Genomic DNA, 14,702 nt, shown 5'->3' with positions numbered 1-14,702 from the left:
GCCCCCGTCGTCCCGTTTCCGACGTCAGACGTGGTCCCACTGCCCCTGGGTGGGATGGTTGTTGGGGAAGAGCACCTCGACCAGGCGCCGGGCGTCGCCCATCAGCCTCATGCCGGCGTCCTTGACGACCTCGCCGGGCTCGTCGGAGCCGATGAGGAGCCGCGCGATGTGATTCCCGCCGGAGATGGAGTGCTTCGTGCGGGCCGGCGGTCCCACCTCAACCTTCGAGCGGTCGATCAGGAGCGTGGCCTTCTCGTTGGCGTCGGCGATGACCAGGCTTCCCTGCCAGTCGGCGGCCGATGAGTCCTTCAGGCGCCTCGAGAACTCGCCGGCCAGCTTCGTGAGCGTGGAGGCCAGGTTGATCGTTGTGATCATCGGGCCGCCGGTGCTGCGGTAGCGCGTGGTGGCTGTGGCGCAGAACTGCCCGATCACGCGCGTACGCAGCGGGTCGTCGTAGTGCATGCCTTTGAAGGCCAGGATTTCGCTGCCGTGCTTCCGAACGAGCGAGCAGAGCACGGCGAACGTGTCGGCGTCGTTGCCCGCCCAGTCGAGGGCGCGGAGGGTGCTTTTTTCCTTCGAGACGATGACGTAGCCCGCGAGCTTGCCGTCGGTGTCGTTCCAGCGATAGCCGAACCACTGACCGGGCCGCTGGTTCTTCAGGAACGTGGGCCGCATGACGGTGCACGTGCGCCGCGCGTTCCGGCGGTTGTAGAGCTTCGCCAGATCGGCGTGATGGCCCGGCTCGAACGTGCGGATGCGGACGCCGGGCTTCTCGTCCGGCAGGTGGTGCGCCTCGACGCTGTAGTCCGTGACGTTCCAGGCCGGCACGTAGCCGAAGCGGTCGTAGTAGTGGGCGATGCCGGTGACGGTGGACATGTCGTAGCCGTTCTCGCGCATCAGCTCCATGCTGCGGTTGGCCGTCAGCGTCATCAGCCCGCGCTTGCGGTAGTCGGGGTGGGTGGCCACGAGCCCGACGCCCGTCTTGCGGATGCGCGCCGAGCCGATGCGCATCACGTAGCCCCAGATGCCGTAGTGCGTGACGATGCGCCCGTCCAGGATGCCGATCGTCGCCGTGTTCCAGTCGTAGTGCGAGTTCCCGATGTAGGCGTTCCTGCACCATTCGAGGAAGGTTGCGTGGCGCTCGGGCTTGCTGAAAACCTTGGCGCACATCTCGTACATCTCGGGCAGGTGGACCTTCGGATCCGGCGCAACGACCTGGAGTTCGGGGGCGGCGCCCATGCGGTTCCCTCTCTGCTGTGGTGAACGTGCTTCCGCCGGCGGCGTTCGGCGCTCACGGCCTGAGCAGCTCGGCGAGCGCCGCGACGTCGGCGGTGTCTTCGAGGCCCATGATACACTCCCACACGGCCTCGGTCCGCTCCCTGTCCAGAGTCCCGGCGGCGCACCGCGACAGCTTGTGGACCTCGTCGCTGGCGATGACTTCCTTCGTGGTAGATCCGTTGCTGCCTCACGCGAACTGCGGGAGCCACTGCGCCTGCGCGGCCAGCATCTCGTCCATCATGGGCTGCGCCTGCGGCAGCGAGTCCACGAGCGGGTCGGCCATCAGGGCGTAGAGCAGCCTGTCGCGGTCGCCGCTGAACGCCGCGTCCACCGCCAGCTTGCGGCTGCGCGCCAGCATCTCGGTCATCGGCAGCACGAAGTCCGGCAGGTCGCCGACCGCGAACGGGATCGCCCCGAACGCGCCCACCAGCGCCGATGACTCGACGATCTCGCCACGCGGCATGTTCGTGATCTGCCCGTTGTTCGGCATGTTCACGGCGAAGACCTTGCGGTCGTCGTTCGCGATCGTGATGACCAGGTCGACGGCCAGGTCGCTCACCGTGCCTACCAGGTGCGGCAGGCCGGGGATGTCCATGTCGAACCGCGGGTCGTCCGCCTTCGCGAGCGCCTCGTAGTGATCCCACACGACGCTGCGTCCGCCGCCGGCCGGCTTCGCCAGGCCCCAGTGGCCGCTCTCGCGCGCGTGCTCGACCGACTCGCGGCGCCAGAAGTAGTCCACCATGTGGCCGCCCGGGATGGGCACGATGCCGTAGATCCTGGCCAGCTCGACCGTGCGCTGCCAGCCAAAGGAGGACTTGCTCGTGTCGGACACGATGAGCTTCTCACGCAGCTCAGGCGCCACGTCCTTGCCGTCCACGTAGGCATGCAGGAGCCAGGTGTAGTGGTTGACGCCCGCCGTGATCGGCACGACCTTCTCGCGCGGGATTCCCAGGAACTGCTCGACCAGCCCGGCCACGCCCATGAAGCCGCTGCAGATCGATATCTCCTCGATCGTGCTCTGGCGGCGCACGGCGTCGGCGACGAACGAGGTGGGGTTCGCGTAGTTGACCAGCACGGCGTCCGGGCAGAGCCGCTCCATGCGCTTGGCGATGTCCACGACGACGGGGATGGTGCGGCAGGCGAAGAAGATGCCGCCGGGCCCGGAGGTCTCGTCGCCGTAGATGCCGTACTTGAGCGGGATGGACACGTCCAGGTTCAGCGCCTCGAACCCGCCGATGCGGAAGCACGTGATGACGAAGTCCGCGTCCGTCAGGGCCTCGTCCAGGTCGAGCGTCGCGCTGATCTCGATGTCCGCGCCGCGCGCGCGGAACAGGTTCCGCCCGAGTGCCAGCATCGTCTCCTGCCGTTCGGGCTTCACGTCCTCCAGCACGACGGACCACCCGGCCATCTCATCGGCACGCTCGGCGAGCGTGTTCAGGATGCCGGCGACAAACGCGCTCCCAGCACCGATCACAGCGACCTTACCTGCCATGGCCCGACCTCCCGGCAAAGCCCAGAACGCCCCATCTACACGCCGCGTCAAGATGGCAGGGCAGGTGGACCTTGGGGTCCGGGGGGACGACCTGAAGCTGCGAGGCGGCAGTCATTGAGATCCTCCGGTAGTTGTGGACCGCTCGTCTCTCCGCGCATTGCGCGGCCTCTTCCACGACGCCCTGCGCTGCGTCGTGCTCACGGCCTGAGCAGTTCGGCGAGCGCCGCGACGTCGGCGGTGTCTTCGAGACCCATGATACACTCCCACACGGCCTCGGTCCGCTCCCTGCCCAGAGTCCCGGCGGCGCACCGCGTGAGCTTGTCGAAGCGGTCCCGGTCGGTGAACTTCGTTTCCTCCCACCAGGGGTCTCCCTTGACCCGGTCCGCGCTCTTGCTGAAGGCCTTCCCGGCACACTGGACATCCACCTGGGAGAAGATCCTCTTGGGGAAGCCGCAGGCCCGAATGTCCTCCACGCCCGTCCGGGGCGCCTCGCCCGAGGGTTGCGTGAACACCTTCCGCATGAACGCCCGCACCTTCGGGTCGTCCGCATTGCCCTCGGCATGCCATTCGTGGGTCGGCGTCATCCCGAACGCCGCCATGGCCAGGTTGTAGGGGATGTTGTGCGTGCAGGGGATCCCTTGCATGACCTGCACGGTCTGGTCCGCAAAGCCCATCGCGTGCGACGGGCGCAGGTGCACGGTCACCCTCTCGATGTCCTCGACGCGGAGCCCGTTCTCCTCGACGAGTTCGAGGAACAGGTGCAGCGGCGTGTGTACGTACTTGCAGCACGGGTGGGTCTTCAGGGCCGAGTCGGACACGCACCAATGCTCCTGGTCTCGGGCGAGGCCGTGCGTGAGCATGTCCTCGTTGACGCCCTCGCCGCCCATAATCCTCATGTATCCGTGCCGGCCGTCCAGGGAGTGCCGGTTGGCGACGAAGCCCGTCTTGGCGTAGACGGCGCTCATGACGCCGGTAAAGGTGGACCATCCGGCGTCGCAGTATTTTGCCATGTAGCCCGCATCGCCATAAGTCGGCGGCTCCAGCGCCGATTCGCTGCTCCGGATGAGGGAAGGCGCGAAGTAGCCGCACACGCCGAGCGCGGTCGCGGCCGCCTGCTCGTCCAGCCCGAGCGCTTTGACGGCAGCCGCCGCTGCGCCGAAGACGTTCGCCCCGAACACGAGCCGCTCGCTGCCGCCGCCGTAGACCAGTTGGCCGGTGACCTTCCAGAAGTTGGCGGCCAGCGCGATCCGCGCCGCCACCTCGTAGCCGGCGGCCACCGCGACGATCACCTCCCGGCCCGAGCGATGCAGCGATTCACCGAGTGCCAGCGGCGCCATCGTGGCCTGCGGAGCGAAGTGCGCAATGTTCATGAAGCAGTCGTCCAGGTCGATGGCGTTGGCCATCTTGGCGTTCACCATCGCGGCGAGCGGCGGCGACGTCCGGTCCCGCGTGCCGATCACGCTTGCCTGCGCACCGCCGCCGAGGTAGTTGCTGACCTCCCTGGTGATGCGTGCGGAGGCCACGTCCCGGCCGGTCAGGGCGCAGGAGATGGTGTCGAGGATGAGGTGCTTCGTGTCCGTCACCACCCCAGCCGGCAGGTCGTCATAGTCGACCCGACTCACGAAGGCGGCGACGTCTCTTGTGTGGCGGCCGACCGTGCCCGGGGTTTCATCGAACATCCCCGGGTTGAGCCGTTCCCACGCACCGGCCGGCTCCGTTGTCATAGCGGCACCCCCTGGTCGCGAAGCTGGTTCTGCAATGCGCTTACGTTGACCTCCTCGGGGCGGATGTCCTGATCCGCGCTCCACGCCGCCGCAACGCCGGCCGCCTCGCCGATGGCGAAGCAGGTGCCGATCACGCGCAGCGAAGACATGGCCTCGTGTGAGGCCGAAACGCAGCGGCCCGAGATGAGGAGATTGTCGATGTCCTGCGCCACGAGGCACCCGTAGGGGATGTCGTAATACTCGCCTTTGGGCAGGTAGGGGTCGTCGAGGAGATGGTCCTCGTAACTGGTCTTCATGATGCAGTTGGGCGCCATCTTGCAGCGCTTGGTGCAGACCGCCGAGGTGAAATCGTTCCCCGGATAGCAGCGTCCGAGCGGGCAGTGCATGTCGAAGAACCAGCAGCCTCGGGCGACGGTCGTCTCCGGGAACTTCCTTACCTTGGCCACGTCGTCGGTGGTGAGGGTGTACTTCCCCGCGATCTGCCGCGTCTCCCGCACGCCGACCCCGAAGGGCGTGTCGATGAGATACGAGGACTCGAAGCCGGGCACCTTCTCCTTCAGGAAGTTCAGGATGTCCATCGTGTCCTTGCGGATCTGCAGCTCGCCGCGCGTGAGGTCCCGCATGTCGGTGCCGTCGCCCATACGCCGGGTGATGTCGGGCGTGCTCTCGTTCGGGCGCACCGACGAGCCGCACTCCTCGAAGTCACTGGCCGACAGCATGTGGACCTCGTCACTGGCGATGACTTCCTTCGAGAGATCGATGCACTGCTGCTTCTCCTCAGGCGTCCTGGGCCTGAGGCCGCCGATCCGGAACCTGGACCCGAATGCCAGCATGGCGCCGTCCGCCTCCCGCCCCTTGGCATAGGAGCAACCGCTGAAGAACGCGACGTCGCCGTCGCCCGTGGCGTCGATGAACACCTTGCCCGTCACCGCCTGCCGGCCCGACTTGCTCTCGATGACGACCGCTTTGATCTTCCTGTCCTCGACGATCGTGTTCACCGTGTAGGCGTGGAGCAGGATGATCGCCCCGGACTCCTCGACGATGTCGTCTGCGACGAACTTGAAGAGTTCCGGATCGAACTTCACCGCTTGCCAGTCGATGGCGTTGTCATCCGGCGCGCCGCCGATCTGCTGGAGCCTCCGCACGATCTCCACCGGGATCCCGCCCAGGAGGTTCTCCGAACCCGCCTGATGGAAGTCGAAGTACCCGAATGGTGCGTAGCCGAAGAGCGGTCCCATGAGGCATGTCGTGGCCAGCCCGCCCAGGATGCCGTACCTCTCGATGACCACCGTCTTCGCGCCCGCCCGAGCGGCGGCGACCGCAGCGGGGATCCCGCCGGGACCTCCACCCACCACGACCACGTCCGCTGACTCGATGATCTCAACATCCCGTGCCGGCTCGTGAACCCTCTGCTTGTCCATCCGTCTGATTCCTTCTTCCTGTTGCTGATCCTGCAGAACGCCGGGGCGTCTCTCCTACGCCGCCTGCCCGCCTGCCTCCGACGAAAGCCTGACGGACAGGTTCTTCCCGGCCCTTCTGAGCGACTCGATCACGTCCGCACGGTGCTTGCCGCGGAAACGCACACTCGGCAGGTAGACGCCCAGGGCGGCCACGGCCTCCGCACCGCAGAAGACGGGCACGCCCAGCGCCACCACGTCCCGGCCGCGCGGGTGGTACTCCGAGAGCCCGTTCTCTCGGACCTCCTGCAGGGCGGCCTTCAGCGCCCCGAGGGGCTCTGCCTCGCCGCCCGCCCGCTGCAGGGCGTCTCTCACTTCCTCCTCGCCCCGGTGGGCGAGGATCGCGCGGCCCGTTGCCGACCCGGCCGCCGTGATGCCGAGCACAACCGTGTTCACAATGAGGTCATGCCGGCTGCGGGTCTCGGCCAGCACGTAGCGCTCCCCGTCGCGAAGCACGACGAGCTGGGCCGACTCGCCTGTGGCGTCCGCCAGCGCCAGGACCGCCTCACGCCCGAACCGAGCGAGGGCCTCCTTCTGAAGCTGCGGCCGGGCGATCTGCCCGAGCCTCGGCCCCAGCCGATAGGTGCCGCGCCCCGACCTCGTCACGTAGCCGAGCTGCGCGAGCGTCTTCAGGATGTTGCAGAGCGTGCTCTTCTTGAGCCCGCTGGACGCTGCAAGCTCCTTGACGGAGCCGGATTCCCGCGCCGACAGCTCCTCGAGTATCCCCAGCGCCCGGCTCAGAACCTGGATCATGGATGTTCCACATAAATGAATGTATTCATTCTCATGGAATACTCTACCGGCGCCCGCGCCCCGTTGTCAAGCCCCTTTCACGTGTAAGGCCGGCCCCGGTGCCGTATAATCCCATGCATTCGTCGGGGAATGCCCGAATCCCAGGCCTTCAATCCCATCCCGGGGCATCGCATGCGCGCGCGCAAGCTCCGCGACGCCGTCCACAAGGACATCTACCTCGATCCGGGGGAGATGGCTGCGCTCGATACCCCGCAGATGCAGCGCCTGCGGGGCATCCGCCAGCTCGGCGCCGCCTACCAGGTCTACCCCTCCGCCCAGCACACGCGGTTCGAGCACTGCCTGGGCGCCTGCTGGATGGCCAAGCGCATCGTGGAGCAGATCGAGCGTTCGGGCGACTTCGCCTTCCCTGAGGTCCACAAGCGCGCCGTCTTCCTGGCCTCGCTCGTGCACGACGTCACGCACATCCCGTTCGGCCACACCTTCGAGGACGAGCGCCGGCTGCTGGACCGCCACGACCACAGCCGTTCGCGGTTTCGGCTTCTCCTGGGGGGCGGCGAGCTGCGCGAGCGCCTGGAGGCGACCGAGGAAGGCCGCCTGGCGCTGCAACTGCTCGAACCCGGCCGGGCCGTGCCGCCCAGGCTGGAGGGGCTGCGCCAGATCGTCAGCGGCACCATCTGCGCCGACCTGCTCGACTACCTGAAGCGCGACAACTACTTCTGCGGGCTCTCGCGCGACTTCGACGAGCGCGTCTTCCATTACTTCCGCATCGCCGACGGCCGGCTGGTGATCGACCTGCGCCACGACGGCTTCTTCCGCCGCGACGCCCTCAGCGAGGTCACCAACCTGCTGCGCATCCGCTACGTCCTGAGCGAGCGCGTCTACTACCACCACGCCAAGATCGCCGCCGGCGTCATGATCTCGAAGGCCGTGGAGCGGGCGCTGGCCGGCGGGCTGACCGAGGCGGACCTGTGCACCCTGACCGACGAGGCGCTGCTCCATCACCTGGGGCGGGAGTTCGGGGGCGATGAGGCACTGCGCGAGCTTCTGGACGGCTTCCGCATGCGGCGGCTCTTCAAGCGCTGCTACATGCTCTCGCGCCAGATCGGAGAGGACGCCGTCGAGGATGCCGTCCGCCGCCACCACCTCAACGAGAACGGCGCCCGGGACCAGGCCGAGCGGCGCATCGCCGACGCGCTCGGCGCGCCCCCGCACCGCGTGGCCATCTACTGCGCGCCCGCCGGCATGGCGCTCAAGGAGGCCGACGTGCCCGTCCTGGTGCCCGAGGCGACGCTGACGCGCCTCTCGGACCTGAACAGCGACGAGGTGCAGGTGCTCAAGCGACAGCACCAGGCGCTCTGGAAGCTCTACGTCTTCCTCTCCCCCGCCTTCGCGGACCGCACCGCCGAAGCGGGGGCCGCATGTGAGCGGGTCATCGGCTTCCCCAACGAACTCCCGGCCGAGAAGCGCGGACACCTGCTGTAGCCGGGGCCGCTGAGCAGCAGGAATCAGCCTCTGCGGGCTGCCGACCGCCGCCATCAAGAGAGCTTATGGCCTCGGTCTCCGGCAGACGGTGCAGAGACGCCCCCTTTTCAGAAATGGTATCCCTTCTTCTCTGCGTCGGATCGCCCGGAAAACAGCAGCAAGACAATCCCGAGTCCCCAGCCGACGACAAACACGTAGCCGAACGCCAGCAGAATCCCGGAGAGTGCAAGCAGGGCCACTGGCACGCCCAGCCGGAACCAGGGAGTCAGGCCCGACCACCACTCGATGAACCCAAGCACCGGCCGGAGCATATACGTGAACATCGCCTACCTCCTTTGGACAACAGCTTCCGCCATGTATACGGCGCCAGCCGCCACTCTATTCGTTGGCCCTTTCCCCCGTGGACACATTTACAGCATGATGCCCTGGCCTCCACGGCGCATGGCGTGCCGGCCGTCGGCCGCCATCCCCTCGGCATAAGCCGCTCGGCCGATCTCCCGTATGCGCCGGATGCAGGCCCGGCGGTCGGAACGGAAGATGAGGCCGAAGAGGCGGCTCACGACGTTGTGGAACTTCCGGCATTCGCGCGGATCGGCGTACGTCGCACAGTCGGCGCAGGTGGCGTAGCCGTTTTCCCGGCAGCAGGAGCGGATCTTGCACCACGCGGCCTTCTGGTTATCGTGGCAGCCCGGGCAGCGGCCCTTCACGTGGGCGCCGCAGGCCGCGCAGTAGAGGCCGCAGTACGCGACCGACTCCTTGTCGACCGGCACCGTCGTCATCGTTCGCTCCCTCCCCCCTCATCCCTCCGCGTCGTTCTCAGGGTGGGGCGGCCGCGCCGACTGCGCCGGCCGCTGGAGTCAGGGTGCCACGCAGGGGGCGGGAATGCAAGCTCCGGCGGGACGGTCCGCCCGTGCGGCGGACGTCGCCGGTGGACTTGACACGGGCGGGCGGCTGCACTATAGTTGGGTCTTCGCCGAGGGGTGAAGTGTGTCTGTGTGCAGGCCCCATCCGTGGGGTCGCGTTCGGCGTGCACTCCAGAGAACTGCGGTGAAGCAGGGCATCCGAAACACCTGAAGGGAGCGGTGGAGCATGACGATCAAGGTGGGAATCAACGGATTCGGCAGAATCGGTCGGCTCGTCTTCCGCGCGATGATGCAGCGCGAGGGCTTCGAGGTGGCGGCCGTCAACGACCTGGGCAGCGCCGAGGCACTGGGCTACCTGCTGAAGTATGACACGGTGCACGGGCGCTATCCGGGCACGGTCCAGGTGCAGGGCGAGAACCTGGTCGTGGACGGCAAGACGATTCCGGTCCTCAGCGAGCGCAGCCCGAAGGCCCTGCCGTGGGGCGACATGGGCGTCTACTTCGCCGTCGAGTCCACCGGCGTGTTCCGTTCCCGTTCCGGCCCGAAGGGCGGCTACGGCGATCACATCGAAGCCGGCGCGAAGAAGGTGCTCCTGACGGTGCCCGCGAAGGACAACGTCGACGCAACGATCGTTCTGGGAGTGAACGACCAGGCCCTGAAGGCCGAGCACACCTGCATCTCCAACGCCTCGTGCACGACCAACTGCCTGGCCCCCGTCGCCAAGGTCCTCGACGACCAGTTCGGGATCAAGCACGGCCTGATGACCACCTGCCACGGGTTCACGAATGACCAGGTCACCTGCGACCAGCTCCACTCGGACCTGGCCCGCGGCCGTGCGGCGTCGATGAACATCATCCCGACCTCCACCGGCGCCGCCAAGGCGATCGGCTCGGTCATCCCGTCGCTGGACGGCAAGCTGAACGGCCTGGCGCTGCGTGTGCCGGTCGCCGACGGCTCGGTGGTCGACCTGGTGGCCGAACTCGGGACCGCCACGACGGCCGAGGCCGTCAACGCCGCCATGAGGGCCGCTGCGGAAGGCCCCATGAAGGGCATCCTGAGCTACGTCGAAGACCCGATCGTCAGCAGCGACGTCATCGGCGACGCGCACAGTTCCGTCTTCGCCGCCAAGCAGACGATGGTCATCGGCGGCACGATGGTCAAGGTCGTGTCCTGGTATGACAACGAGTGGGGCTACTCGAACCGCGTCGTGGACCTGATGGCCAAGGCTGCGGCCATGTAACGCCTCAGGCCCGAGGCTGCTCTGCAACTGTTGAGGACCCGGGGCGCCGACCCGCAAGGGGGCGCCCCGGCTGTCCAATGGGCATCAGAACGAGAACGGCGACCATGAAGACGATCCGCGACTTCGAAGACAGGCTGGCCGGCGCGCGCGTGCTCATGCGCGTGGACTTCAACCTGCCGATGGACAAGGCCACCGGCCGGATCACCAATGACCTGCGCATCCGCATGGCCCTGCCGACGATCCGGTTCGCCGTCGAGCGGGGCGCGCGCGTCATCCTGATGAGCCACCTGGGCCGCCCCAAGGGCAAGCCCAACCCCGACTTCAGCATGAAGCAGGTCGCCGAGCGGCTCGCAGAACTGCTGGGCGCACCCGTCGCCTTCGCGCCCGACTGCGTCGGCCCTGAGGCCGAGGCGGCCGTGCGGGCCATGAAGGACGGCGACGTGCTGATGCTGGAGAACACGCGGTTCCACGCCGGCGAGGAGAAGAACGACCCCGAACTCGTCCGCCGGCTGGCCGCCCTGGGCGACCTGTTCATCAACGATGCCTTCGGCACGGCGCACCGCGCGCACGCGTCCACGGCCGGCGTGGCCGACCACCTGCCCGCCGCCGCCGGGTTCCTGATCGAGAAGGAAGTCAACTACCTCTCCCGGGCCACGCAGAATCCCGAGCATCCCTACGTCGCCGTCATGGGCGGCGCCAAGGTGTCCGACAAGATCAAGGTCATCCGCAACCTGCTCGGCAAGGTGGACGGCATGCTCATCGGCGGGGCGATGGCCTACACGTTCCTGAAGCAGCAGGGCAAGGGCGTCGGCAAGAGCCTCGTGGAGGAGGACCGGCTGGAGGTCGCCGCCGAACTGCTGGCCGAGGCCGGCGGGAAGATCCTGCTGCCGGTCGACCACGTCTGTGCCCGCGAGATCGCCCCGGATGCCGAGGCGCAGGTCTTCGAAGGCGAGATACCGGACGGGTGGATCGGCCTGGACATCGGCCCCAGGACGGCGGCGCTCTATGCCGAACGCATCCGCGACGCCGCGCTGGTCACCTGGAACGGGCCGGTCGGCTACTTCGAGATCGATCAGTTCGCGAAAGGCACCGAGGCGATCGCCCGAGCGATGGCCGAGTCGAACGCCACGAGCATCGTCGGCGGCGGCGAGACCGCCGAGGCCGTGGAGGAACTGGGTCTGCAGGACAGGATCAGCCACGTCTCGACCGGCGGCGGCGCCTCGCTGGAGTTCCTGGCCGGCGACACCCTGCCCGGCATCGCCGTGCTCGAATGAGCCGATCACAGAAGGGAACACCGATGCCGATCAAGATTGCGCCCTCGATGGTCGACGCCGACCTGACCGACCTGCGGGCCGCCGTGACCGAACTGGAGGCCGGCGGCGCCGACCGCCTGCATGTCGACGTGGCCGACGGGCACTTCGTCCCCAACATCATGCTGGGGCCCTACGTCGCCGCCGCCGTCGCCCGGTGTGCCCGCGTGCCCGTGGGCGCCCACCTGATGGTGACCGATCCGGTCAGGTACGCCCCCCCGTTCGCCGAAGCCGGCTGCGACACGATCTTCTTCCATGCCGAGGCGGTCCCGGACCTCGAGGCCGCCGTGGCGGCCGTCCGGGAGCTGGGCGTCGCCGTGGGCGTCGCGCTCAAGGTGCATACGCCGGCGGAGGCCGTGGAGTCGCTCGTCGGGCGGATCGACTGCCTGATGGCGATGACGGTCGAGCCGGGCTTCAGCGGGCAGGGCTTCCTGGAAGAGGGGTGCCACAAGATTCCGGCGCTGCGGCGCATGTTCGGGCCGGACCTCGACATCTACGTCGACGGCGGCATCGGGCCGGCAACGGCCGGGGTGGCGGTCGGCTACGGGGCCAACGTGCTGGTGGCCGCCTCAGCGGTCTTCCGGGCCGACGTGCCGCCGGCCCGGGCTCTGCAGCGCCTGCGGGAGGCCGCGCTGGCCCCACGAGCCCCGCAGGAACGTTCATAGGGAGGTCCTGCCGATGCTGCGCTTCCGACGCAAGAAGAAGCCGGTGCCCGACGGCCTGTTCGTCAAGTGCGACGGCTGCGGGGCGCTCGTCTATCGCAAGAACGTCGAAGAGCGCATGCAGACCTGCCCGGAGTGCAACCACCATTTCCGCATCGGCGCCTGGTCCCGCATCGCCCTCCACACCGACGAGGGCAGTTTCCAGGAGTGCGACAAGGACATGGAGTCGTGCGACCCCCTGGAGTTCGTCGCGGTCAAGGCCTATCGCGACCAGCTCAAGAAGTATGTGGACGGCTGCGGGCTCAAGGAAGCCATCGTCTGCGGCACGTGCACGATCGAGAGCCGGCCGTGCGTCTTCGCCGCCATGGACTTCCGCTTCGCCGGCGCCAGCATGGGCAGCGTCGTCGGCGAGAAGCTCTCGCGCGCGGTGGAGCTGGCCGGCGAGCGCCGCCTGCCGCTCGTGACCGTGGCCGCCTCCGGCGGAGCCCGCATGCAGGAGAGCGCCTTCTCCCTGATGCAGATGGCCAAGACCTGCGCGGCGCTGAACCGCTTCAGCCGCGCGGGCGGGGCGTTCATCAGCATCCTGACCGACCCGACCACCGGCGGCGTCACCGCCAGCTGGGCCAGCATGGGCGACGTGCTCATCGCCGAGCCCGGGGCGCTCATCGGCTTCGCCGGCCGGCGCGTCATCGAGCAGACGATCAAGCAGGAGCTTCCGGACGACTTTCAGACCGCCGAGTTCCTGCTCGAACACGGCTTCCTGGACATGATCGTCGAGCGCAGCCAGATCAAACCCACCGTGGCCGGCCTGCTCGAATACCTCAGTTGAGCGCCGTCCCCCGGCCGTCCGCCGTTTACTTGACACCGTGCGGCCGTCCCCGTACGCTGGCCGAACAAGGGAGTTCACTCCAGGCGATCCACTATCCCCCCAAGACGGGAGGCTGCAATGTTCTTCTCCGGTATTGCCGATGAGGCGGGCGACGACCTCGCCACCCAGATCAAGGCCCACACGGAACTGGGCTGGAAGCACATCGAACTGCGCAACATCAGCGGGATCGGCGTCGCCGACCTGAGCGACCGTGCCTTCGACGAAGCCGTGGCCGCCCTCGGAGATGCCGGGATCGGCGTCTCCTGCTTCGCCGCGCAGCTCTGCAACTGGTCGCGTCCCATCACCAAACATCCCGATATCGACCGCCACGAACTGGCGCGAGCCATCCCCCGCATGCAGCGGCTCGGATGCCCCTTCATCCGCAGCATGAGCTATCCCAACGCCGGGTGGCCCGAGGACGAATGGCGCGACGAGGTCGTCGCGCGGCTCAAGGTGCTCGCCCGCATGGCCGAGGACGGCGGCGTGACCATCGTGCATGAGAACTGCAACGGCTGGGGCGGCCTTGGGCCCAGGCAGACGCTCGAACTGCTCGAACGCGTCGACTCGCCCGCCATGAAGCTCGTCTGGGACACCGGCAATCCCCTCGGCCACGGCCAGGACCCGTGGGAGTACTACAGCGCCATCAAGGACCACGTCGTCTACGTGCACATCAAGGAAGGGGTCCGGCACGCTGACGGCCGCGTCGACTGGACTTACCCGGGCGAGGGCCAGGCCCGCATCCCCGACGTCCTGAACGACCTGATGGACAGGGGGTACGACAACGGGATCTCCATCGAGCCGCACGTGGCCGCCGTCGTGCACGTGGGCAAGGCGGCCTCGGACGCCGAGGGCGCCTACGAGAAGTACGTCGAGTACGGCCGCCGGCTGATGGCCCTGGTGGACCGGGTGAAGGCCGCCCGCTGACGGGCCCGGCCGCCCCATCGGGCTCCGGATGACACGGGAGACCGCGCATGCTGTCCAAAGCCGACATGATGGCCAAGATCCAGCAGCTCTACCGCGAGGATCGCCCCATCCCCTATCTGACGTTCATGCACGTCTTCAACGACCTGCTGGAGAACCCCCGCGAACTCCGGCCCAAGGAGCCCTGCGACGAGCTGCGGGAGACGTTCCGGGCAGCCTGCATGTGCGCGGCCGCCGGCATCTTCGACCGAGAGGGGCGGGCCGACCAGCGCCTGGTCGAGTTCAGGGAGAAGATCTGTCCTCGATGGAAGGAGAAGCTGGGCGCCGAGCAGTTCTTGCCCTACGAGGACATCATGGAGGCCGCCAAGCGCCGCCGTGCGCGCGCGATCCGGGACCTGGAGGAGTCGCAGGGCATCGACGACCGCTCGCGCGAGCTGCTCCGGAAGCTCGGGCTGGTCCGCAAGCCCGGCCCCGAGGCCGCCGCCCCACCGACCGAGGAACCGGCGCCCGCCGCACCGCCGGCACCCGACGCACCAGCGTCGGCCGACCCGGGCATCTTCGAGAACGTGGATGAACTGAACCGGGCGATCCGCCACGGGAGCCTGAAGGACGAATACGGCCCGCTTGACAGCCCGGTCGACCTGGCCCGCTA

General features: G+C 68.0%; 14 protein-coding genes. 7 read left to right on the top strand and 7 right to left on the bottom strand.

Annotated elements, in window-relative coordinates; translation table 11 throughout:
• Positions 1 to 24 precede the first annotated feature (24 nt).
• The 5 genes from GXY85_03800 to GXY85_03780 all read right to left on the bottom strand — a co-directional run bounded on the left by GXY85_03800 (position 25) and on the right by GXY85_03780 (position 6,704).
• Complete coding sequence (locus tag GXY85_03800) at positions 25 to 1,239, bottom strand: GNAT family N-acetyltransferase (GenBank protein ID NLW49952.1); 1,215 nt, start codon at positions 1,237 to 1,239, stop codon at positions 25 to 27.
• A gap of 226 nt (positions 1,240 to 1,465) precedes the next feature.
• Positions 1,466 to 2,770 carry a hypothetical protein gene (locus GXY85_03795; protein NLW49951.1) on the bottom strand — a complete coding sequence of 435 codons (1,305 nt, stop codon included), beginning with the start codon at positions 2,768 to 2,770 and terminating at the stop codon, positions 1,466 to 1,468.
• A gap of 197 nt (positions 2,771 to 2,967) precedes the next feature.
• The gene (locus tag GXY85_03790; protein NLW49950.1) at positions 2,968 to 4,494 is read right to left on the bottom strand and encodes an MmgE/PrpD family protein; all 1,527 of its coding nucleotides are present in this window, start codon (positions 4,492 to 4,494) and stop codon (positions 2,968 to 2,970) included.
• Complete coding sequence (locus tag GXY85_03785; GenBank protein NLW49949.1) at positions 4,491 to 5,915, bottom strand: FAD-dependent oxidoreductase; 1,425 nt, start codon at positions 5,913 to 5,915, stop codon at positions 4,491 to 4,493. The genes GXY85_03790 and GXY85_03785 overlap by 4 nt, the downstream gene beginning before the upstream one ends.
• A gap of 54 nt (positions 5,916 to 5,969) precedes the next feature.
• On the bottom strand, positions 5,970 to 6,704 hold the full coding sequence (locus tag GXY85_03780) for a helix-turn-helix domain-containing protein (protein NLW49948.1): 735 nt from the start codon (positions 6,702 to 6,704) through the stop codon (positions 5,970 to 5,972).
• Between the two features lie 171 nt (positions 6,705 to 6,875).
• On the opposite strand from GXY85_03780, the gene GXY85_03775 reads away from it, so the two are divergent.
• Positions 6,876 to 8,186 (top strand): HD domain-containing protein, encoded by a 1,311-nt coding sequence (locus GXY85_03775; protein ID NLW49947.1) that lies wholly within the window; start codon positions 6,876 to 6,878, stop codon positions 8,184 to 8,186.
• A 107-nt stretch (positions 8,187 to 8,293) separates the two neighbouring features.
• Here the strand turns inward: GXY85_03775 and GXY85_03770 are convergent, their stop codons facing one another.
• Together GXY85_03770 and GXY85_03765 are read right to left on the bottom strand one after the other, a co-directional pair.
• Positions 8,294 to 8,509 carry a hypothetical protein gene (locus tag GXY85_03770; protein ID NLW49946.1) on the bottom strand — a complete coding sequence of 72 codons (216 nt, stop codon included), beginning with the start codon at positions 8,507 to 8,509 and terminating at the stop codon, positions 8,294 to 8,296.
• 87 nt (positions 8,510 to 8,596) lie between these two features.
• Complete coding sequence (locus GXY85_03765; protein ID NLW49945.1) at positions 8,597 to 8,965, bottom strand: DUF3795 domain-containing protein; 369 nt, start codon at positions 8,963 to 8,965, stop codon at positions 8,597 to 8,599.
• 310 nt (positions 8,966 to 9,275) lie between these two features.
• Between GXY85_03765 and gap the strand changes: the two genes are divergently transcribed.
• The 6 genes from gap to GXY85_03735 form a co-directional block, all read left to right on the top strand.
• Positions 9,276 to 10,289, top strand: a complete 1,014-nt coding sequence (gene gap, locus GXY85_03760; GenBank protein ID NLW49944.1) for a type I glyceraldehyde-3-phosphate dehydrogenase — start codon at positions 9,276 to 9,278, stop codon at positions 10,287 to 10,289.
• Between the two features lie 104 nt (positions 10,290 to 10,393).
• Positions 10,394 to 11,563, top strand: coding sequence for a phosphoglycerate kinase (locus GXY85_03755; protein ID NLW49943.1), 1,170 nt, complete (start codon positions 10,394 to 10,396; stop codon positions 11,561 to 11,563).
• Between the two features lie 23 nt (positions 11,564 to 11,586).
• Positions 11,587 to 12,264, top strand: coding sequence for a ribulose-phosphate 3-epimerase (locus GXY85_03750; GenBank protein ID NLW49942.1), 678 nt, complete (start codon positions 11,587 to 11,589; stop codon positions 12,262 to 12,264).
• 13 nt (positions 12,265 to 12,277) lie between these two features.
• Complete coding sequence (locus GXY85_03745; protein NLW49941.1) at positions 12,278 to 13,090, top strand: acetyl-CoA carboxylase carboxyltransferase subunit beta; 813 nt, start codon at positions 12,278 to 12,280, stop codon at positions 13,088 to 13,090.
• A gap of 117 nt (positions 13,091 to 13,207) precedes the next feature.
• Complete coding sequence (locus GXY85_03740; protein NLW49940.1) at positions 13,208 to 14,053, top strand: sugar phosphate isomerase/epimerase; 846 nt, start codon at positions 13,208 to 13,210, stop codon at positions 14,051 to 14,053.
• A 47-nt stretch (positions 14,054 to 14,100) separates the two neighbouring features.
• Positions 14,101 to 14,702: hypothetical protein (locus GXY85_03735; GenBank protein ID NLW49939.1), on the top strand; the 602-nt coding region annotated here is incomplete at its 3' end.

The organism is Candidatus Brocadiaceae bacterium (genome assembly GCA_012728835.1).
Taxonomy (GTDB): Bacteria; Planctomycetota; Brocadiia; order SM23-32; family SM23-32; genus JAAYEJ01.
The sequence above is the reverse complement of the archived record's forward strand: the minus strand, read 5'-3'. Positions and strand labels throughout refer to the sequence as shown.

What these genes read in the sequence shown, in the direction of transcription:
- GXY85_03755 (NLW49943.1), top strand. Translation starts at nt 10,394, where the DNA reads ATGAAGACGATCCGCGACTTCGAAGACAGGCTGGCCGGCGCGCGCGTG.
- GXY85_03745 (NLW49941.1), top strand. Translation starts at nt 12,278, where the DNA reads ATGCTGCGCTTCCGACGCAAGAAGAAGCCGGTGCCCGACGGCCTGTTC.
- GXY85_03740 (NLW49940.1), top strand. Translation starts at nt 13,208, where the DNA reads ATGTTCTTCTCCGGTATTGCCGATGAGGCGGGCGACGACCTCGCCACC.
- GXY85_03775 (NLW49947.1), top strand. Translation starts at nt 6,876, where the DNA reads ATGCGCGCGCGCAAGCTCCGCGACGCCGTCCACAAGGACATCTACCTC.
- gap (NLW49944.1), top strand. Translation starts at nt 9,276, where the DNA reads ATGACGATCAAGGTGGGAATCAACGGATTCGGCAGAATCGGTCGGCTC.
- GXY85_03800 (NLW49952.1), bottom strand. Translation starts at nt 1,239, where the DNA reads ATGGGCGCCGCCCCCGAACTCCAGGTCGTTGCGCCGGATCCGAAGGTC.
- GXY85_03750 (NLW49942.1), top strand. Translation starts at nt 11,587, where the DNA reads ATGCCGATCAAGATTGCGCCCTCGATGGTCGACGCCGACCTGACCGAC.
- GXY85_03785 (NLW49949.1), bottom strand. Translation starts at nt 5,915, where the DNA reads ATGGACAAGCAGAGGGTTCACGAGCCGGCACGGGATGTTGAGATCATC.
- GXY85_03795 (NLW49951.1), bottom strand. Translation starts at nt 2,770, where the DNA reads ATGGCAGGTAAGGTCGCTGTGATCGGTGCTGGGAGCGCGTTTGTCGCC.
- GXY85_03770 (NLW49946.1), bottom strand. Translation starts at nt 8,509, where the DNA reads ATGTTCACGTATATGCTCCGGCCGGTGCTTGGGTTCATCGAGTGGTGG.
- GXY85_03790 (NLW49950.1), bottom strand. Translation starts at nt 4,494, where the DNA reads ATGACAACGGAGCCGGCCGGTGCGTGGGAACGGCTCAACCCGGGGATG.
- GXY85_03765 (NLW49945.1), bottom strand. Translation starts at nt 8,965, where the DNA reads ATGACGACGGTGCCGGTCGACAAGGAGTCGGTCGCGTACTGCGGCCTC.
- GXY85_03780 (NLW49948.1), bottom strand. Translation starts at nt 6,704, where the DNA reads ATGATCCAGGTTCTGAGCCGGGCGCTGGGGATACTCGAGGAGCTGTCG.